The following is a 20247-nucleotide window of genomic DNA, read 5'->3' on the forward strand; positions in this document are numbered from 1 at the left end:
GCACCCTGTAACTTGTAACATCCATTAAACTACTGCTATGCAAGCTGCTGCTTCGCAGGATTCTTTTGCCGGGCTTTTGCGTAAGCCGAAACTTAACTTTTGGCAGATATTCAATATGAGCTTCGGCTTTTTTGGTATCCAGTTTGGATTTGCACTGCAAAACGGAAATGCTTCCCGAATCCTCCGCACTTTTGGCGCCGATGTTGAACACCTCTCCTGGTTCTGGCTGGCAGCTCCACTGGTGGGGATGATCGTACAACCTGTTGTTGGTCATTACAGCGACCGCACATGGAATCGTTTGGGACGCCGCAAGCCTTATTTTCTTTCGGGCGCCATTTTATCCGCCGCAGCATTGTGTTTAATGCCCAATGCTTCCCTCTTTACGGCCATAGCACCCGCTTTATTTGTGGGCGCCGGAATGTTAATGATCATGGATGCCTGCTTTAACCTGGCAATGGAACCCTTTCGGGCACTTGTTGCCGATAACCTTCCCGATTCCCAAAGAACAATGGGCTTTTCGATGCAAACTTTTTTAATAGGCGCGGGAGCCGTCATCGGGTCTGCCTTTCCTTTTATCCTTACCAATTGGTTTGGCGTTTCCAACAGTGCGGCAGAAGGCATTATAGCCGCTAATGTAAAATGGGCCTTTTATATTGGGGCCATCGTTTTCATTATCGCCATACTGGTTACGGTACTCAAAACAAAGGAATATCCGCCAAAAGAATACGAACAATATCATGGCAAAGCCGAAAACGAAAAACAGGGTTTAGGACAGATATTCAAAGATTTTGCACGCATGCCCAAAACCATGAAGCAGTTAGGGCTGGTTCAGTTCTTTAGCTGGTTTGCATTGTTCGGCATGTGGGTATTTACCAATGATGCGGTTGCCACGCATACCTATGGGCTATCTGTTGAAGATAAGAGTTCGGATGCCTACCGTACCGCAGGAGATTGGGTGGGAATATTGTTCAGTGTGTACAACGGCGTATCTGCAGTGTATGCATTACTGCTACCCTTTATCGCCTTTAAAATTGGCCGTAAAAAAACACATGCTTTTTCACTGGCATGCGGAGGGCTCGGACTTATATCCATTTACTTTATTCACAATCCCAACTGGCTTATTCTTTCCATGACAGGAGTCGGCATAGCATGGGCCAGTATACTGGCTATGCCTTACGTTATTTTATCCGGTTCTATTCCCGCCGGCAAAATGGGTATCTACATGGGTATATTTAATTTCTTTATTACCCTGCCCCAACTGGTAAATGGCATAATAGGCGGACCCATTGTAAAATACATTTACAACAACCAGCCCATATACGCAATTGTTATGGCCGGATTTTTTATGCTTTGCGCAGCTATAAGCGTAATATATGTTTACGATCCGGGGGAAAGGAATGTAAAAAATTTGAAAATTTGAAAATGGAAGCAGGGATACAAGTTGCAGGTTTCAGGTTATAAGGCGCGTAAACCTGAGCCTCATCACTCACTATACGCCCTGAGCAGTCAGCCTTCAGCCAAAATATACTAACAGCGAGGTGATAATTCCTTCTTTTACTGTTCAAGGTGAAAAGTGAAAAGGTTAATGGGTGCAAGTTGCAGGAAACCTTGTAACCTGCAACTTGTAACCGTCATTCAACGCTGACACCTGATACCTCCTCAATACGCCTGTGCAAATAAAACCCTTTTCTTACTCGGTTTGCCGGTTAGTATGCACCTGCCATCTTCCTCCTCCGTGTTTAAAGGAATACAACGGATCGTTGCCTTGGTTTGTTCCTTAATTTTTTCTTCTGTTTCCGCGGTGCCATCCCAGTGCGCAGATATAAACCCTCCTTTTTCGTTTAGCAATTGTACAAATTCATCCCATGAATCGGCGGGAGTGATGTGTTCATCGCGATAGGCTTTGGCTTTATCATACATATCCTGTTGTATTTGCTGGAGTAAATTAATGATGCGTACCGACAAGCCGTCTATCGCTACACTAATTTTTTCTTTGGTATCCCTGCGGGCAATTTCAACCGTATTGTTTTCAATATCCCTGGCCCCGATGGCAATCCGAACAGGTACACCTTTTTTCTCGTATTCAGCAAATTTCCAGCCCGGGCGGGTATTATCATTGTCGTCATACTTTACGCGGATGCCGGCTAACTTCAACTCCTGTAAAAGTGCTTTCACTTTTGCGTCAATCACAGCTTTCTGTTCTTCACCCTTGTGGATAGGCACTATAACTACCTGGAAGGGTGCAATCCTGGGTGGTATAATCAAACCATCATCATCGCTGTGCGCCATTACCAGCGCTCCTATTAAACGGGTGGAAACGCCCCAGGATGTGGCCCACACATATTCCTGCTTATTTTCCTTATTTAAGAATTGTACATCAAAAGCTTTTGCAAAATTCTGTCCCAAAAAATGGGATGTGCCCGCCTGCAATGCTTTACCATCCTGCATAAGCGCTTCAATGCAATAGGTATCCAAAGCTCCCGCGAACCTTTCATTAGGCGTTTTTACACCTTTTATTACCGGCAAAGCCATCCAGTTTTCCACAAAATCTGCATACACATCCAGCATGCGTTCTGTTTCTTTAATTGCTTCCTGCGCTGTAGCATGGGCGGTATGACCTTCCTGCCATAAAAATTCCGTAGTGCGCAAAAAAAGACGTGTGCGCATTTCCCAACGCACAACGTTTGCCCATTGGTTCACCAATATGGGCAGATCGCGGTAAGACTGGATCCAGGTTTTATAAGTGCTCCATATAATGGCTTCACTTGTTGGGCGTACCACCAGTTCTTCTTCTAATTTAGCTTCGGGGTCAACTATTAATTTGCCTTTATTTTGGGGATCGGCCTTGAGCCGGTAATGCGTTACTATTGCACATTCTTTTGCAAAACCTTCAGCATTTTTTTCTTCTGCTTCAAACAGGCTTTTAGGAACAAATAGCGGAAAGTAAGCATTCACATGCCCGGTGTCTTTAAACATTCTGTCTAACTGATCACGCATATTTTCCCATAATGCGAAACCGTAAGGTTTAATTACCATACAGCCCCTAACTGCAGAATAATCTGCGAGCCCACCTTTAATAACAAGATCGTTATACCATTGTGCATAATCCTGCGACCGGGAAGTAATTTCTTTACTCATAATTTTTTTAAATATGCTTCTTTATAATGGACTGTATTACACATAGGATATCTTTTAATATATACCCAACTATTTTAAATAGATTAACAGTGCGAATTGTCGCAAATGTAGTAACTTCATAGTGTAAATTTAAAACCCTCTATTATGAATACGAGAATTTTACTTTTGGCAGCAGTTGCGGTTGGATTAAGTAGCTGTTCGACAATGTATAAATCGGGACAAACACCCGATGATGTGTATTATTCTCCTGCACCACAGCAACGGGTGGCATCTTCCTACAATAACAATAATAATGACGATGAGTATTATGAGGATAATGGCCGGGATGAATACGTAGATGTGCAAACTGAGCAGGATCGTTCCGCATATAGCAGTGAAGATAACTATTTACGTATGAAAGTAAGGAACCCTTCTTTGTGGTCTTCCTTAGATGATTATTCATATTATGGTGGTGGTATGTATTCACCTTTTTCTTATGGTAATGGATTCGGAATGGGTTTAGGTTATTATAATCCTTACTCATTTTATTCGCCTTATTCTAATTACGGTATTGGTATGGGTATGGGCTATGGCTGGGGTGGTTTATACAATGGTTTTTATAATCCATATTCATTTTATAATCCTTATTATTCTTACGGATATGGATCCGGACATTATTATCCCGGTTTAATTTCTACCAAGCCCGGTAATGTAAGACCTGCGGGAACCTACACACCCAGGAGAGCAAACCTTGGCAGTTATGGCAACCGGAACAGTAATCCGGAATTGAATAATAACAGAAATGCACCTGTAAGGGTATTCAAGAATAGTGACAATAATTATGTAAACCCGCGCAGATCTTCGGGCAATACCAGTCCGCGCCGTTCTGTAGAAAGAAGTAACGATAGCAGACCCACAAGAACTTTTGAACGCAGCAATAATAATACACCATCAGCCCCGAGAGTTAGCCCCAGTTCAAATTCGGGCAGCAGAAGCAGTGGAGGCGGCGGCAGTGCACCTTCCCGTTCACCCGGAAGAGGAGGCAGATAGTTAAAATAGAGGAGTACAATTTTAAATTTTTTACCAAAGAGCGGAAGGCCGCTCTTTTTGGTATAATTAACCTACCTATCCTTTTTGATTTTAAACCATTCAAATATGAGGAAAGCATTTATAACGACAGGATTAATTTTTTCAGTTTCAGTTTTATTTGCCCAGGAGCCTTTAGATGCAATAAGATACTCCTGGCTTACACCCCAGGGAACGGCCCGCGCCCAGGCAATAGGCGGGGCCGTTAGTGCATTGGGGGGAGATATTACGGCATTGTATACCAATCCGGCAGGGCTTGGATTATACAAAACGAGTGAACTGGTATTAACGCCCGGCTTTACCTTCAGTAATGATAAAGCATCATACAGGGGATCAACTGCAACGGATAATAAAAGTAGTTTCAACTATGGTCCAATGGGCGTGGTATGGGGCATTCCTTCTTATAAGGCGGGCAGCAAATGGAAGAATGTAAGCATTGGGCTGGCGATCAGCAAGACCGCTAATTTCAATAACAATACATATGTCAGTGGTGAAAATAATCAGAGTTCATATTCCGAGAAATACCTCGACCAGCTCATTAGTGGGAATGCAACCAATCCGGATGATGCTGCACTGGATTATCCTTATGGCGCCAGTCTGGGTTTAAATACCTACCTGCTTGATCCAACCTATGACAGCGATAACAATCTTACCGGGTATGCCAGCAATGCCAGTGTTGCTACTGGATTAAAGCAACAGCAGATCATCAACACGAAAGGCGGAGTTTCAGAATTCAGCATAGGTGTTGGAGCAAACTATAATGATGTATTTTACTTTGGGGGTTCCATCAATATCAACACATTAAAGTACATACGCAACAGCAGTTTCAGGGAAACGGATGCTACCAATAATGCCGATAATGACTTCAATTATTTTGTGGCAGACGATTATTTAAGAACGGATGGAACAGGGGCAAGCATTAATATCGGTATTATAATTAAGCCTGTGGACGCATTGCGCGTAGGGCTTAACTTTCATAGCCCTTCGTGGTATTCTTTTAAAGACACTTATTATTCTTCACTTACTACCGATACCGAAAACTATGAAGGTGAAAAATCACAGAGTTCTCTGGATTTGAATGATGGTTATTCGGGTGAATACACCTACAGGTATAAAACGCCCATGCGGCTGGGTGCGGGCCTGGCTTATGTTTTTGGAAGCCAGGCGGATGTAAGCTCACAAAAAGGGTTTATTACTGCCGATGTGGAATATGTAAGTTATAAGAACAACGCATTTAATACGCAGGATAATACCAACCAGGCAGATAAAGATTATTTTACCGATTTGAACAATACGATAGATGATGTATTCAAATCTGCGGTCAATTTCCGTTTAGGCGGCGAGCTAAAATTCGAAACAGTAATGGTGAGAGCCGGGTTTGGATATTATGGCAATCCATACAGCAATAATTATTTTGGTAATGAACCCGGAGATATAACCAATGCAAGCAGAATGAACATCAGCGGCGGACTTGGCTGGCGCAATAAAGGAATGTTTGTTGACCTGGCTTATATTCACCAGATCATTAAAGATGCGTATTATCCCTACCGTTTGGATGAAGGTGTATTTAATGCCGCGAAGCTTAGCAATACCGTGGGCAATATATTGCTAACGGTTGGGTTTAAGTTTTAAAAGTATATTTGATTCTGCTTTCTTTCTTTTTTGTTTATTTTATAAAAATTATGGCAAAAAATTTATTCTTTGTCTTTATACTCCTATGTTCATCTGTTGCTTATGCTCAGGAATTGCAATCGGAATTGCAGGACCAGGACTGGCGTATTATACCCGGTAGTTATGAAAAAAATAAACCTGGGTGGGATGTATATGTTTATCCTGTGTTTAAGCATTCAGACGGAGATTTTAATATGAGCCGGGTAATGCTTTCTCCCACAGAGGCTGTCGTTTTGGTTAGTTTTGATGGCAGGGACTACGGCGCATTGAAAATTAACGATAAGATGAAAGTGGGGTGGAAGCTTCCACTTAAAGGTGTTCCATATGCAATTTTTAAGTTTAGAAAAAACCTGCTGGTTTGTACTGAATCGGATATAAGCAAAATAGGAAGGAAAAGGGAATCGGGAATATATTTAATTGACCCTCAAACTGGCAAGATTGTTAAGCAACAGGACCATTTAGACCCTATGGTAAAAGACGGGGAATCCGATTTTGAAGTAAGGCTCCTGCAAAACGAAACACAGCATGAAGTGAAACTGGGAATACGGTATTACGAAAAGAAGTTACCTGCTATTACCAGAGGTATGAATATTGTTGCCCTGGATGATGATCTGAAAGCTGTTTCAAACGAAAAGATTCCACTTAGCAATAATGGCATATATCTGAACAGCGCATTAAACAGCCGGGGCGATTTTGTTTTTCTCTCTGCAGAAGAAAATAATCAATTGAAGGTGCAGACTTTTGAAGCAAAGACCTGGATCCCGCAAAAAAGAATATTGATCCCCTTTCACCCACGGAAGAAATCTAAATTCTTCGGTGAACTGTATCTGAGTTCCTTTAACCCGGATTATGCTTTTGTATATGTTGACTATTTGAATGATGAAAAAGAAGAGATTCGGGCAATTCATAAGATAGATTTCAGTACCGAAACCTTTTTTTCATATGAAAGAGTACTGGGTAAAGATTTCATCAGGAATATTAAGTCTGGATATGAAACCGTTAATAAGAAGCTTGATAAACCTGATTTCGATGATTGGGATAAAATGAAAGTGATTCGTATTATTGATAATGAAGAAAGAGTGATTGTATTCGAAGAAGTAAGATATAGCTATCAGTCGCCGCAAGTTAATTCTGATAGAATTTACTGGACTACAGGAGACGGGTTGATCAATTTTTTGAATAGTAGCATGAAGCCCTTAATCTATGCTGTTATTCCCAAAAGATTTCGTTTGAACGGGCCTGTGGGACTTTCCTCTTCCCTGCATGTAAAAGACAATAAAATTGTGATGGTCAGCGGTTATGATAAAGGGAAAGGCAGAACAGCCATATATGCACAAATTGATGCAAGTTCAGGAAACGTTGAGAAGATAGAAGAGCTAAAAAAGGATGAGATTAAAGATAATTATCCGGTAGATCCCCAGGCAACATTATGGTTTGATGACAGCTTTGTTTTAAGCTATCTTGATGCTGATGGGGCAATGCTCCGGATAAAAAAAATTCAGGCAAATTTGCAAAAATTCAGCTATTAGAAAACCCTTAATAGCTGAATTTTATTATGTCAGTAATATATTGTTTGGTGCCATTTGCAGGGCACTTACTTCTTAATAAACTTCCCCAGCGATTTGCCTGCAGTAGCGTAGGTTTCTGAAAGTCTTTCGCCTGTATCATAATCATTTCCCCAGAAAGAATTACCGGGCGCTTTGTCAAGAGACAGTTTAGCAATAACATTATTTTTATTGGCAGTTTCCACGATCAGCACTTCCCCGTTGATGAAAGCGTTTTTACGGGTTATGCCTATATTAAAACCGGGCTCCATAAAAGTAGTATGAAAAATGATCGTGTATTTAGCATTATTGTCTATGGTCAGATCGCTGTATTTGGTAAACAGCTCATCAAATTTGGGTTCATACCTTAACTCCCGGTCTTCAACCCATTTTTTTGCCCAACTGTCTCCTCTTCCTGCTTCTTTTTTATTGTATTCTTCTGTTTTGTTTTTAATATAGTCGGCTTCTTTATCAAATTTACCTACACTTATATTATCATAAGTAAATTCTGTATTCACAGATTTTTCATTTTTAAGGTCGGGAACTTTACCTTCCACTACACGGATGCGCTGGGCATACATTTGCAGAGAAATAAAGGTTACGGCGAAAAGGAGGATGGCTTTTTTCAGAGACTTCATATAAATGGCTATTTATTGGTTAGAGATGCAATTGCGATAATAAACGAAAGTACAAGGTTTTTATTTTTTCTTCATTTTCAACCTTAAAGGACCTAAATATCTTTATAGACTTTCCCATGCTTAAATGTACGATTTTTTGATTGTTGACGCATTAGCATTTATATTTTACAATATGCATAAATGCATGCTGTAACCCCCTGTAATTATTATAGATAATGATATTTCGCACAGTGGAGTTTTTACATTGTTTTTTGATCATATGCGCAGGCCATTGATGTCTGTTACAAACCAGCCAAAGGGCTACCGATGAGGCGGTGGGGTATTCGCCGCACATATGTTTGAATCGGGCAATTGTGGTGTATTCATCAAACAAAGATTCAACTTCCGTATAATATTTCAATAAACGGGCATCACCATTTTCGCCGGTTAGCAGCATATCTACTTTTTCGTTATCAGGAAGGGTTTGCTGTATGAATTGCTGCAGTACCCTGCTGACTTCCATTTCATCTTTTGTATGAATGGTTTGTATTGCTTTAATTGTTGCCACGGCATTTTCAGCATTATCGTTCACTACAAACATGGCTGCACCTTCGCCGGCGATGGTGCCTGCAGATACTGTATCGTACAGGTTTTTATTAACGATGATCTCTTTTTTAAAGCATCCGTCTAAAAGATCAATATTGTAGTTATAAGCAGAGATCTCATCTACTGCTCCCAGTAAATAATTATTGCCGGGGTTTTCCTTAATCATCATCATGGCATCGAGCAAAGCATTTTCAAATGCCAGCCCCCTGTGCACATGTGTAATATTGTAGCCCTTGTTTTTATTCAGTAAGCCCATTTGCGCGGCAATGGCATTGGGCGTACTTTGTACGAAATTGCCCGGGGTAAGCATGCCTTCTTCATAATCTATGATCTGGTTGAGGAATTTAATGCAATCTTCCATGCCCCCGTTAGCGGTTCCTATAATTATTCCATCTATTAAAGACTGTTGTTTTATTACAGGCAGCGCAGCACCGATCCCCATTCTTACAGCTTTACCCATTCGCCGTAAAATACCGGGTGGGATGCCTTTATATACCGGTTCTTTCGCCTTTAATTTATTATCAGCGCTTTCATGCAATGTTTCCACATCAGCATGTTCAAATGTTTGTTGCGGCGATATGCAGGTATGATGGTGGATATACATGGAATACAAAGAACCAAAAAACAAATCACAAAAAACAAATAAATTTCAAATCCGAAACCGGAAAATCCGAAATCCAAACGAATTCAACCATAAACGACAAATAATAAACTATAAATCACAAATCCGTCTTCTATATTTTCGAAAAGATCAACGAGGTACAATTACCTCCGAAACCAAATGAATTAGACATCACATGTTGTAATGATCCTTGCCTGTAAATGGTTTCAGGTTTTAAGCCGGTGGCTTCTATTGCATTGCTGAAATGCAGCCCCGGATATATTTCCTGATAATAAAGATTTAGAACACCAAATACTGCTTCTACAGCACCTGCGGCTCCAAGTGTATGGCCGGTATTGGCTTTGGTGGAAGCAAAAGGCGGCGGTGTTCCAAATAGCCGGATCATAGCCTGGCTTTCTACAGCGTCATTATTTTCTGTAGCTGTGCCATGCGCATTGATAAAACTGATTGCTGAAGCCGGAAGTTGTGCTTTTTGTAAAGCTTTTTGCATACACAAAAAAGGACCGTCTCCTTTATCTGATAAAGAGGAAGGATGAAATGCATCGTTGCTGTTGCCATAACCCGTTAACTCAGCGTATATTTTTTTGCCGGCGATATCTTCTTCCTTCTCCAATACCAGAAATGCAGCGGCTTCACCCAGGTTCAATCCCTTTCTGTCTCTGTCGAATGGCGTACATTTTTCAGGAGAAAGGATATGCAGCGCATTAAATCCATTGATCGTAAATTTCGCGAGGCTGTCGGTTCCCCCGGCAATTACACGTTTAGCCAAACCATTTTTTAATAATCTTGCACCATACATAATGGCATTTGAAGAAGAGGAACAGGCCGTATTAATGGTATTGATAACCCCACTCATGCTATATCTCGACTGGAGGTACAGGTCAACAGAAGCGCAATCGTAGGAAGAAAGGTATTCGGATCCGTTTTCGCTTTTGTTGGCATCGTTATATAATTCATCAGTAAGACACATGCCGCCAACCGTGGAAGCCCCGATAAGGGCGGTATGGCGCGATGATAACTGGTTAGCTGAAAGTGTTGCATCAGCTATAGCTTCTTTAAATGCATGTAATGCCAGCAGGGAACTTCGGGTAATGCCCTTTTCATGGGCACGCAGTTTATTTTTCAGTTCATGCGTTTCCACTTTTATTTCGCCGCATGGCCGCAGCCCGGTATATTTTGTGTGAAAGAGTGTTAAGCCTGCAATGCCACACTGCTTATTGATCAGCGCTTCACGGTTTTTTGCAACAGTATCACCAATAGCACTGATTATCCCCATTCCTGTAACAAAAACCCGGCTCAATAGAAAAAATTTATTTGGTTTTGTGTTCTGCAATATAATCTGCCATGGTATTAATATCCACCAGTATTTTTCGGCCTTCTTTGGGATCCTGTATGGTAATGCCGTATTCGCGTGAAAGCAATACGATCAGCTCAATAGAATCAATGGAGTCAAGCCCAAGTCCTTCACCAAATAAAGGTTCATCATCTTTGATGTCCTCTGGTTTTACGCTTGTAAGATTTAGAAACTGAACTATTTGTTGTTTAAGTTGTTGCTTTAATTGTTCTTTTTCCATTTGTGAAATTTTCAGATCAAACTTTTGCGGCGTAAGCCATAAAACGCAATTATTTGCAATAATAATGTAATAACCAATAAAGGTATAATATTCATCCAAATATCCTGTAGGTTCCCGCCTTCCAGGAACAGTCCATAATAGGCTTCCAGGCACCAGTGCAATGGAGACAGCCGCATGATGAACTGAAAAGATGCGGGCATTACAAAGGAAGGCACCAGCAATCCTCCAACGGCTGCCAGCAACACAACAGACACGGCGCCAAAACCGTTAGCCTGCTCCTGGGTGTTGGAAAACACACCTACACAAATAGCGAAGCTGGCGGCACACAGTCCGCAAATAAAGGTTACCAAAAATAAAGCGGCTTTATCGGATGGCAGGTTTAACGCGGGCAGGCCCATTTGAGGGAACAGCCACATGCCGATAGAAAAAATTACTGCCGCCTGCAGCATGGTTACCAGCACGTAAGTAATTTGTTTTGAAACAATGGCTAATCCAAAATGCGTAGGTAAGGTGCGAAGCCGGATGATACTTCCATTTAATTTCTCTCTTACTACACTGCTGCCCAGCGATATTACTATAAAAAACATGGCAAAGATAGTCCAGGCCGGAATATTGTGCTGTGTGGCATTGGGTATTTGCCGGCTATCGCTTTTGGAAACAGGGATTTCTGTTACGGGGGTTTGATTGGTAACGATCTGCTTTTCTAACGCATCCGGTATATTTTCTTCATTTACGGCATAGTATACATTTTTTACAATGTATTTGCTTTGTATAAATTGCAATGCACTTTGCAGCATACCATCAATGCTTTTACGAAAAGATTGCTGCAATACCGGATGGTAATACAGCTTAACAGGAATGATGGTATCAGCGGTATGCTGAATGCTATCTTCCTGTATGGCTATATTTTTCAATGCCTCGCCTGCTACGCTTTTTGCCTTTTTTAGTACCTCCTCCGAATAATTATCCGGGATAACGATAGCCACCAATGCATCTTTGGTATTGATACGGCTTTTAAGGTCTGCTTCATTTTGAATATCGTGTATCTTTTTAATATCAAACATACCCACTTTGCCTAATGCCATCTCCAGTTCCATAGCGGGTTCGCTGGTATCCTTGTTTAAAAGCAGAACGGGTATTTTGTTTTCGTTTACCAGCTCAAAAGTGCTGTTTTGTACAGATGCAATTACAATAGCCAGTATAATGGGCATTACAAACATAAGTGTAAGCCCCATTTTATCGCGGGTTAAAATTCTATAATCCTTTATTATGGTTGACCAGAGCTTAAACAAAAGAATTTGAAATTTAAATCACAAAGTACGAAGTCCGAATTTCGAAATCCGAATAAAAGCACCAAATCACAAAAAACAAGTAACAAATAAAATTAAAAATTCTAATATCAAATCCGAAGCCTGAAATCAGGACTCCGAATGGAGTACAACGATAAAACACATACTACAAACGACAGGGATTGCAATTCGAACGCCATAAACTAAAAACTATAAACAACAAACTGTATTTCCATCTCAAATCAAAAATCAGAAATTCTCTAATCCCTGTATTCCCTGCCTGTAAGGTTCAGGAATAGTCCTTCCAGCCCGTCCTGTTTATGTTCTTTCAATAATTCGCTTAATGTATTATTGGCAATTATTCTTCCTTCATCTATCATGGCTATTTTATTACAAAGGTCTTCTGCCTCTTTTAACTGGTGCGATGTATATACGAGTGTGGTGCCTTTCGCATTCAATGCTTTCAGGTAACCTATGATGGCATAGCGTGTTTGTACATCCACACCCACTGTAGGCTCATCCAAAAATAAGATCTGAGGCTCATGCATTACGGCAATAGCAAGATTTACTCTGCGTTTCATGCCACCCGAAAATGTGTTTACCGGCTTATTGCGCACACCCTGTAACGACATGATGTTCAGTAAATCATCTGTTTTATGCTGTATCTCCATCTTATGAAGCCCCGCCCATGCACCAAAAAATTCCATATTTTCCACAGGACTCAGCTCATGGTAAAAAGAAAAATCCTGTGGCACAAAACCAAATAAGGTATTAATGAATCTTCTATTGTTTTTTACTTCATGTCCTATCAGTTGAACAGATCCTGTTGTATATGGCAGCAGGCCCGTCATCAGGTTCATTAAAGTGGTTTTGCCTGCACCGTTGGGTCCAAAAATACCAAAGCGGTCGCCTTGTTCCACCTGCAAATTGAATTGCTTTACGGCTTTCCGGGTATTGCCCTTGTATTCAAAGTTCAGGTTTTCTATATGGATAGCGGGGGGAGTCATGGGGTTAGGTATGGGGTATGGGGTGTAAGGTGTGAGGTGAAAGGTGAGAAGTGAGAGGAAGTTGTTGCTGAGTTATAGTAGTATGGGATATGAGGCAACCTGCAACTTTTACCCTGCAACTTGCAACCTGTAACCTGCACCCTGAAACTTGTAACTTGTAACTTGTAACTTGCAACCTGCACCCTGCACCCTGTAACTTGTAACTTCCTGTATTCTTCATCAACTCCATTAACGTAATTTTTTAACCGTTTCTGCCAGTTGTTTGAACGCTTTCTTTTCAAGTTCTGCAATATCCAAAAGATAATCACCCATTACATTATAATCCTGCTGTTCGGTAAGGCGGCCCTTATAAATGCCTGATGCCTGTATGGCAGCATCTCTCCAAAGATCACCGGCTTTGGTAAACTGGTTTGATATATCCATCAGTTCATCAACAGGATGATAGGTATAAGCCTGCTGTAAAAACGCTGCATAAATAAAACGAAATCCGCCGCCGCCGGTACCAATTTCTTCCTGCATGCGCACCAATTGCGCCAGGTAGCTGCGTGATCTTTCCAGCCCCAGTGTATCGCGCCATTTTTTTATTTTTTTTGCGGTATACCGTATCCCGCTTATGCCGGCAATATTACCCGGTGCATATAACATATGGCGCACATTTCTTTTAATGCCTGTAATGATCGCCTGTTTCATTTGTTCATTGGTCACTACTCTTTCTTCTTTAGGGAAATACAATTGTCCGCGTGGAGCAAGCGGTCCCCTGGCAAACCTAACCCGATCCAGTTCATAACTGGTCATGGTGGTTATGGTTTCCATAATGGGATCGCTAATGAGATAGTTGTCTGCTTCTTTACCCACCACAATTAAATTATGTGCGTTAAAATGGAAGCGATATTCTTTTGGAAAATAAGGAAGATAGAAAACACCCACCTGGCAGGCAGCGGGGTGCCCAGACTCCAACCTGTTGTCCAAAGCCTGTCGTGCATTTTCTTTGGATGAGAATTTTTTGCGTAGTATGGGAATAGCAAGCGACCTGCAGGTACGTTTAAAGATCATACCGGGCATGGTGCGAAAGGAAATGGCTGGTCCGTCATTTACTTTCATAAAAGGAATGTAAATGAAAAACAGCCCCGAACCGATACCAAAAGCCAATGGCTCCGTTATTTGATGTACTCCGTAATGCTGCAGCAGGCTCGTTGTTACCCCATTTTCGCAATGCGCTGCCTGCAGATGCTTATACTCCGGTTTCATTCAGATTCACATTTTTTAATGCTTCAACAGTTACATCAAAAGCAGTTGCGTATCTCTGTAATTTTTTAGCTGATAATTTTTCAAAAACGCGGGGTTTTAAATGACGCTTTACCTGCCATTTCCAGAAACGGGTATAGGCCGATAAGATTTGTATATCCATCAGCTTTAGTTCCATGAAATACAACAACGGGCTCGCTTCATTATTTAAAACCTTTTGTTTGGCATCGGCTAGTTTTTTTTCAATATCACTCCAGGCAACATCTAATGCTTTTATTTTTACATCCCAGCCGGTACTCAGTTCCGTTACATAATTCCCATTCTCATCTACCGCATAAGAAACCTCTTTTGTTACATTGTGCAAAGCGCTGGGGTCCTGAGGTATGTCTTCTTTTTTCATCAGCACACGGTTAATAGTCCATACATGTATGAAAAGCGGGAACTCTCCGGAACCAGTAAAAGGATCTTATTGCCCCTTTGAAGTTTACCGCTATGGAATAATTCATCAATCATCATATAAACAGAAGCGGCGCCTACATTGCCTACGGTACTAAGGTTAACAAACCATTTTTCATAGGGGATGGCAATACCATTGTATTCTAATCTTTCATATATTTTGCTCTTGAAAAAATTACTGGACATGTGTGGCAAAAAATAATCTATATCGACGGGTGTCAATCCTTTTTTCTCAAATAACTCTTTGAGCTTAATTCCACCTAAGGGAACAATGTGCTCGCTCAGCAGTTTTACATCCTGCTTAATGCTCATTACCGATTGTTCATTTATTTCTTCGGGCGTATATTCAAGAAAGCTTTTCAGGGTACCATCTTCCAGCTTTTCGCTGCCCATATACATGCAGGCTTCCATTTCCTGGGCATAGGATACGCCTTCCAGCCATTCTATTCGAAGATTTAACCCGGTTTCATTTTTTTTGCCGGATAATAAAAATGCCGATGCGCCATCCGATAGCATCCATCTTAAAAACTCTTTCTCAAAACTGATGTAAGGATTTTCTTCCAGTTCGATCAGCTTCTGTACCTCATCTTCAAATTTAGATGCACGCAGGGAAGCAGACATCCTTTCCGATCCCGTGGCAACGGCTGTTGACACATCACCTGTTTTTATAGCCATGTACGCATATTTGAGTGCATGCATACCGGCACAGCAAACGCCTGAAGGCGAAACCACTTCTATAGCGCCGCTTTCGGGAAGCCACCCATGCACCATCACGCCATGAGACGGCATCATTTGGTCGGGCGAGGAAGTGCCGCAGGACAACAGTTCAACGGATTTTAAATCACCAGGGCTACCATTAAATAGGGCTTTTACAGCAAGTGCCGTCATTTCGGCGTTGGTATGGGTTACTTTTCCTCCTTTTTCCAATGCATAGTATCTGTTTACAATACCATTGTTGCGCAGCACAATGCGTTTGGACTTGGAAGGTTTATTATTGATATAACCCAGGTACTCCTCCATCTCATCGTTCGACACGGGGTTATTGGGAAAAAAACTGGCTGTTTTTGTAATATAAACTTCGTTCAATGCCATTTGCTTCATGTATAGAATTCAAAAATAGAATATTATCAAATACAATTGGCTGCTACCGTTGCCGGCCAATTACTTCAGCGTAACACCTGCATAATATTCTTTTTGTTTTTTTATGCGTTTACCCAGAAAGGGCTTAAAAAATATAGCATCAACCAGTAAAATGATTGGCGCTGCAATACAAAGAGCAATTAAAAGATAATATTTGAATGCAACAAGCAGGGCGCTCCTTTTTTTACTTTTATTGATAATTTTCGACCAGATAGTAAATATGCGTCCTGCCTTTCGCTCAATAAACATCAGGCTGTATCTTACGTTTACCGCATGCTGTTCCTGCAGGCGGGTTTGCAATCCGCTCCATTCGTTTTTTTGCAGATGCATCTTCACCGTTTCACCAAATATAGCGGAATTCACAATATCCTCATCCGACACGCCCGGTTTGGGAAATAGTCCCCATTTCCTGTCTTTTTTTCCCGTAAGCATCCAGTAAAGTATCGTTACCAGGCTGGTATAATTATTATGACGGTCTACCAGTGCGATGTTACCTACCAGGTTTGCACCGGCTTCTTTAAGCAGGTTTTTTACTTTCTCCTGGGCATTGATCCACATATTCCTGCATCCGCTGATTGTAACCACCGGCGTATTGTTCAGTACTGCTTTAAATGACAGATGCCGTAGTAATGAGCCGGCAGGGATGCTGGGTGATAAAAACCAGGGCTGATAACCTAATATGATTAAATCGTATTGTGCTTCTTTAAAAGTAAAAGGTTCCAGTGCTGTGGGAACGCCATCTACACTCTCCGGCATAGCGTTAAAAAAAAGCGGGGAGGTCCACGGAAAAGGAAATGGTTTGGCAGGGTAAATGCGCACTTTCTCAACAACGGTATCCGGAAAAGATTCTAAGGGTTTTGTAAAATGATCAATGATGTCTCCCAATTGTCCGGACTGCGTAAAATAAACAGCTAAAATTTTCTTGCTCATGCTTTCCCAGGGGGTTAGAAGTCTGCGGGTGATAAAACTTTGGATGATTTACTATAATTAAGAATGGCTTTTTGAGCGGCTTCAGGAATGGTTTTAAAATGTTCAATAACATATTTATGATCCTCCTCTATTTGTTTGTCGTACCCCAGTATCCTGGGAGCTTTTTCCTGTATCATCAGGCGAAGGAACCTATACTCTGCATTATCAGCATATTTATTAAGCATGTTTTCCAATTTTTCTCTTCCGGCCTTAAACATTGTAAGCTTATGTGATGCGCCTTTGATCAGTCCTGCTTTTTTCATCATTAATGCACCTTCAAAGGCCTCTTTCTCATCCTGCAAACTTTTACTAATGATATCCAGTTGCTTCTGAATGGTACTGATGTTATCGCTGGCAAATGCGGTATAAAAAGCAGCACGGTTAAACGCAGTTGTACCCGTTTGAGCATACAGTAATCGTGCTGTGCATAACAACAATACCGTAAATATTAGTGAAATAAATGCTGACTTTTTTAAACTGAACATACAGGGGTCAAATATAGTAAGAATAATATTTTAGCTAAATGCAATTTTGGTGCGGTTTTAGATTTACCCGGTATATAAGTTAAAATAATTATGTTAAGAACTGTTTAAAAACGATGCTACAGGTATGGTTGCGATATGATATCCTCGTTTCGGTCTTATCTTTGGCGCATCAAATTAAAAATTGTTATGATGAAAAAATTATTATGCATGACCTTGATTGCAACGGGCATTTGTTTGGCTGGTTATTCACAGTCTGGCTATAAAAATGCCATTGGTATTCGTTTGGCGCCAGGATCCTATTATGACGCTTTCGCCTTTTCATTTAAAACATTTGTAAGCAATTCAGGAGCTATTGAATTAAATGCTGGTGGCGGATCGAGAGGACGTAGCTATTATTTGAATAATAGTTACTACAATAGTCGCCCCTTTAGCTTTTCTGTATCCGGCACATATCAGCATCATTTTAAAATCCCTGTTGAAGGGTTAAGGTGGTTTGTAGGCGGCGGTCTAATCGCATATAATGTATTTTCAAAAGATAATAAGTTTGAAGGCTTCGGCTCTGGCTTTTATCCAACAGGGGGGATTGATTATAAATTTCCAGCAATTCCTTTAAATTTAACAGCGGATTTTCGCCCCACTATATTTTTTTCAAAGCCTGATTATTATGATTCTTTTAATGGGGCTAATTTTGGAATATCAGCGAGATACGTCATTGGTGGCAGATAGTATTGCATCATAAAATATAAAACGCTCCGGATAAGTCATTATCGGGGGCGTTTATTTTGAGATTATAGCGTTATGCTTTCTATTGTGTTGCTGTCTTGTTTCTACTGTGTCTATGTGTTTAATGTATTTTTTCAACACATAGCCACATAGGTACACATAGTTTTAATCTTCTTCCACTCATACTGTCTCCAAGCAATGCTCCCGAAAAAATGTTTAAGCTGTCATCTTCCTTTTTTATGAATAATGTCAAATAATAACTCCGGCTCATTGGTGGTAATATAATCAAATTTATTATTGATAAACCACTGCATGTCTTCCGCATTGTTTACCGTCCAGGCATTCAGACTCACCCCAATTTTTTTAGCATCTGCGATCCAAGTGCTGTTCTTTTTAAATACGGCGAGGTGATAATCTGCACCCGAAATCTTATCTGCGGCTAATTGCCCGGGTGTTTTCTCGCCGTTGAGATAGGCGGTTTCCGCACCGGGCTGCAATTCGAGTACCTTTTTAAGGATATCATAGTCGAAACTGATATACATAACCCAGGGTTCGGCTTTTAGTTGCTTTACCAGGGCTACTACTTTTTCAGCCAAATATTGGCCCCGTTCCTTGCTTATAGTGGAAGGCTTGATCTCCAGTACGAGCCTGGTTTTTGTTTGCTGCATACCTGCCTGCAGGTAATTGTACACCGTAGGCAACATTTCACCATTAGACAGCTTTGTCGCCGACAGTTCGGCATAAGTGCTTTTTTCAATGGTTAACCCGGCATAATGCGGGTCGTGGTTAACCACCAGGCTGTCATCTGCGGTAAGATGTACATCAAACTCAGATCCCGTACAACCTATCCGCACCGCTTCTTTTAATGAGGCAATAGAATTTTCGGGCAGCTTGTTTTTCTTCCAGGCGCCACGATGGGCAACAACTATATTGGGGGCAAACGACAGAGCAGAAGCCTTTGTTTTTTTAGTGGACATACAACCGTTTGATAATAACAAAAAAAACACAGCAGGGAGTAAAAAAATCTTTTTCATTTTACGAACGTTTCAGTGATAATAGTAAAAGTTGATGCTGATCCTTAATTTTCAGCAGTTGTAAAGATCAATGAATATTTCACTAAATATCCACAATTCCGGCTTTTATTCTTTATCCTGTTCTTTTCAAATTATCTCCTTGCAGCTTTTGTCTTAACTTGCACACATGCAACAATACCTGCAATTGCTTCAGCATATTATGGACAACGGCGTGCAAAAACACGACCGTACGGGCACGGGTACCATTAGCTGCTTCGGCTACCAGGCGCGGTTCGATTTGAGCAAAGGCTTTCCTCTGGTTACTACCAAAAAATTACACCTGAAAAGTATAATATACGAATTGCTATGGTTTTTGAAAGGAGATACCAATATTAAATACCTTAATGATCATAATGTAAATATCTGGAATGAATGGGCGGATAGTAATGGTGAATTAGGACCTGTATATGGAAAACAATGGCGCAGTTGGGAAGGCGCCGGGGGACAAACCATTGACCAGGTCACGGGGGTAATTGACCAGATCAAAAAAAATCCCGACAGCCGCAGGTTAATTGTAAGTGCATGGAATGTGGCCGATCTTTCCAAAATGGCTTTGATGCCCTGTCATAACATGTTCCAGTTTTATGTGGCGCCCCCTAACGCCCTAAAGGGAGAATTAAGAAGCCGTCTTTCCTGCCAGTTGTACCAGCGGTCTGCTGATGTTTTCCTGGGTGTTCCTTTTAATATTGCTTCCTATGCTTTGCTTACGCTGATGATAGCACAGGTTTGCGGGCTGGAGCCTGGTGAATTTATACATACCTTCGGCGATGTGCATTTGTATAACAATCATATAGAACAGGCGAAGCTGCAATTGTCGCGTACACCTTATGCGTTGCCGGTAATCCGGCTGAACCCGGAAGTGAACAATATTTTTGATTTTACATTCGAAGACTTTACATTCGAAAATTACCAGCATCATCCGGCTATAAAAGCGCCTGTGGCGGTGTAGGGGAATTTGTGGTTTGAGATTTGTAGTTTATGATTTGAATTTTCAAGTATTGCTCATGGCCGACTGCTGACCGC

At 41.1% G+C, this 20247-nt stretch carries 19 protein-coding genes; 6 read left to right on the forward strand and 13 right to left on the reverse strand.

Annotated elements, in window-relative coordinates; translation table 11 throughout:
• The first annotated feature begins 37 nt into the window (after positions 1-37).
• Positions 38-1420 carry an MFS transporter gene (locus FRX45_RS05940; RefSeq protein WP_226805008.1) on the forward strand — a complete coding sequence of 461 codons (1383 nt, stop codon included), beginning with the start codon at positions 38-40 and terminating at the stop codon, positions 1418-1420.
• 239 nt (positions 1421-1659) lie between these two features.
• Here FRX45_RS05940 and proS read toward each other — a convergent pair whose 3' ends face one another.
• On the reverse strand, positions 1660-3138 hold the full coding sequence (proS, locus tag FRX45_RS05945) for a proline--tRNA ligase (protein ID WP_152267463.1): 1479 nt from the start codon (positions 3136-3138) through the stop codon (positions 1660-1662).
• A 144-nt stretch (positions 3139-3282) separates the two neighbouring features.
• Between proS and FRX45_RS05950 the strand changes: the two genes are divergently transcribed.
• From FRX45_RS05950 to FRX45_RS05960, 3 genes are all read left to right on the forward strand, one after another.
• Complete coding sequence (locus FRX45_RS05950) at positions 3283-4167, forward strand: hypothetical protein (RefSeq protein ID WP_152267464.1); 885 nt, start codon at positions 3283-3285, stop codon at positions 4165-4167.
• Positions 4168-4272: 105 nt separating this feature from the next.
• The gene (locus tag FRX45_RS05955; protein WP_152267465.1) at positions 4273-5835 is read left to right on the forward strand and encodes an OmpP1/FadL family transporter; all 1563 of its coding nucleotides are present in this window, start codon (positions 4273-4275) and stop codon (positions 5833-5835) included.
• Between the two features lie 50 nt (positions 5836-5885).
• A complete protein-coding gene (locus FRX45_RS05960) occupies positions 5886-7403 on the forward strand; it encodes a hypothetical protein (protein ID WP_152267466.1) in 1518 nt (505 codons plus the stop codon).
• 65 nt (positions 7404-7468) lie between these two features.
• On the opposite strand, the gene FRX45_RS05965 is transcribed toward FRX45_RS05960, so the two are convergent.
• The 11 genes from FRX45_RS05965 to FRX45_RS06020 all read right to left on the reverse strand — a co-directional run bounded on the left by FRX45_RS05965 (position 7469) and on the right by FRX45_RS06020 (position 17428).
• Complete coding sequence (locus tag FRX45_RS05965; protein WP_226805010.1) at positions 7469-8056, reverse strand: hypothetical protein; 588 nt, start codon at positions 8054-8056, stop codon at positions 7469-7471.
• A 151-nt stretch (positions 8057-8207) separates the two neighbouring features.
• The gene (locus FRX45_RS05970; protein WP_152267467.1) at positions 8208-9245 is read right to left on the reverse strand and encodes a beta-ketoacyl synthase chain length factor; all 1038 of its coding nucleotides are present in this window, start codon (positions 9243-9245) and stop codon (positions 8208-8210) included.
• Positions 9246-9375: 130 nt separating this feature from the next.
• A complete protein-coding gene (locus FRX45_RS05975) occupies positions 9376-10563 on the reverse strand; it encodes a beta-ketoacyl-[acyl-carrier-protein] synthase family protein (protein ID WP_152267468.1) in 1188 nt (395 codons plus the stop codon).
• Positions 10564-10573: 10 nt separating this feature from the next.
• Entirely contained in the window at positions 10574-10837 is a 264-nt protein-coding gene (locus FRX45_RS05980) for a phosphopantetheine-binding protein (protein WP_152267469.1), read from the reverse strand.
• Between the two features lie 11 nt (positions 10838-10848).
• The gene (locus tag FRX45_RS05985; RefSeq protein WP_152267470.1) at positions 10849-12129 is read right to left on the reverse strand and encodes an ABC transporter permease; all 1281 of its coding nucleotides are present in this window, start codon (positions 12127-12129) and stop codon (positions 10849-10851) included.
• 257 nt (positions 12130-12386) lie between these two features.
• Positions 12387-13133, reverse strand: coding sequence for an ABC transporter ATP-binding protein (locus tag FRX45_RS05990; RefSeq protein WP_152267471.1), 747 nt, complete (start codon positions 13131-13133; stop codon positions 12387-12389).
• A 228-nt stretch (positions 13134-13361) separates the two neighbouring features.
• Complete coding sequence (locus FRX45_RS06000; RefSeq protein ID WP_152267472.1) at positions 13362-14381, reverse strand: BtrH N-terminal domain-containing protein; 1020 nt, start codon at positions 14379-14381, stop codon at positions 13362-13364.
• On the reverse strand, positions 14365-14778 hold the full coding sequence (locus tag FRX45_RS06005) for a hypothetical protein (protein ID WP_152267473.1): 414 nt from the start codon (positions 14776-14778) through the stop codon (positions 14365-14367). The genes FRX45_RS06000 and FRX45_RS06005 overlap by 17 nt, the downstream gene beginning before the upstream one ends.
• On the reverse strand, positions 14778-15935 hold the full coding sequence (locus FRX45_RS06010; RefSeq protein ID WP_226805012.1) for a beta-ketoacyl-ACP synthase III: 1158 nt from the start codon (positions 15933-15935) through the stop codon (positions 14778-14780). The genes FRX45_RS06005 and FRX45_RS06010 overlap by 1 nt, the downstream gene beginning before the upstream one ends.
• 60 nt (positions 15936-15995) lie before the next feature.
• Positions 15996-16904: a hypothetical protein gene (locus tag FRX45_RS06015; RefSeq protein WP_152267474.1), complete on the reverse strand. Its 909-nt coding sequence runs from the start codon at positions 16902-16904 to the stop codon at positions 15996-15998.
• Positions 16905-16918: 14 nt separating this feature from the next.
• Entirely contained in the window at positions 16919-17428 is a 510-nt protein-coding gene (locus tag FRX45_RS06020; protein ID WP_152267475.1) for a hypothetical protein, read from the reverse strand.
• 186 nt (positions 17429-17614) lie between these two features.
• On the opposite strand from FRX45_RS06020, the gene FRX45_RS06025 reads away from it, so the two are divergent.
• A complete protein-coding gene (locus FRX45_RS06025) occupies positions 17615-18154 on the forward strand; it encodes a hypothetical protein (RefSeq protein WP_226805014.1) in 540 nt (179 codons plus the stop codon).
• Between the two features lie 221 nt (positions 18155-18375).
• On the opposite strand, the gene FRX45_RS06030 is transcribed toward FRX45_RS06025, so the two are convergent.
• Positions 18376-19128, reverse strand: a complete 753-nt coding sequence (locus tag FRX45_RS06030) for a glycerophosphodiester phosphodiesterase family protein (RefSeq protein WP_152267476.1) — start codon at positions 19126-19128, stop codon at positions 18376-18378.
• A 223-nt stretch (positions 19129-19351) separates the two neighbouring features.
• On the opposite strand from FRX45_RS06030, the gene FRX45_RS06035 reads away from it, so the two are divergent.
• The gene (locus tag FRX45_RS06035) at positions 19352-20173 is read left to right on the forward strand and encodes a thymidylate synthase (RefSeq protein WP_152267477.1); all 822 of its coding nucleotides are present in this window, start codon (positions 19352-19354) and stop codon (positions 20171-20173) included.
• The last annotated feature ends 74 nt before the right edge of the window (positions 20174-20247 follow it).

Origin of the sequence: Agriterribacter humi, from assembly GCF_009192765.1 — a bacterium.
GTDB lineage: Bacteria > Bacteroidota > Bacteroidia > Chitinophagales > Chitinophagaceae > Agriterribacter > Agriterribacter humi.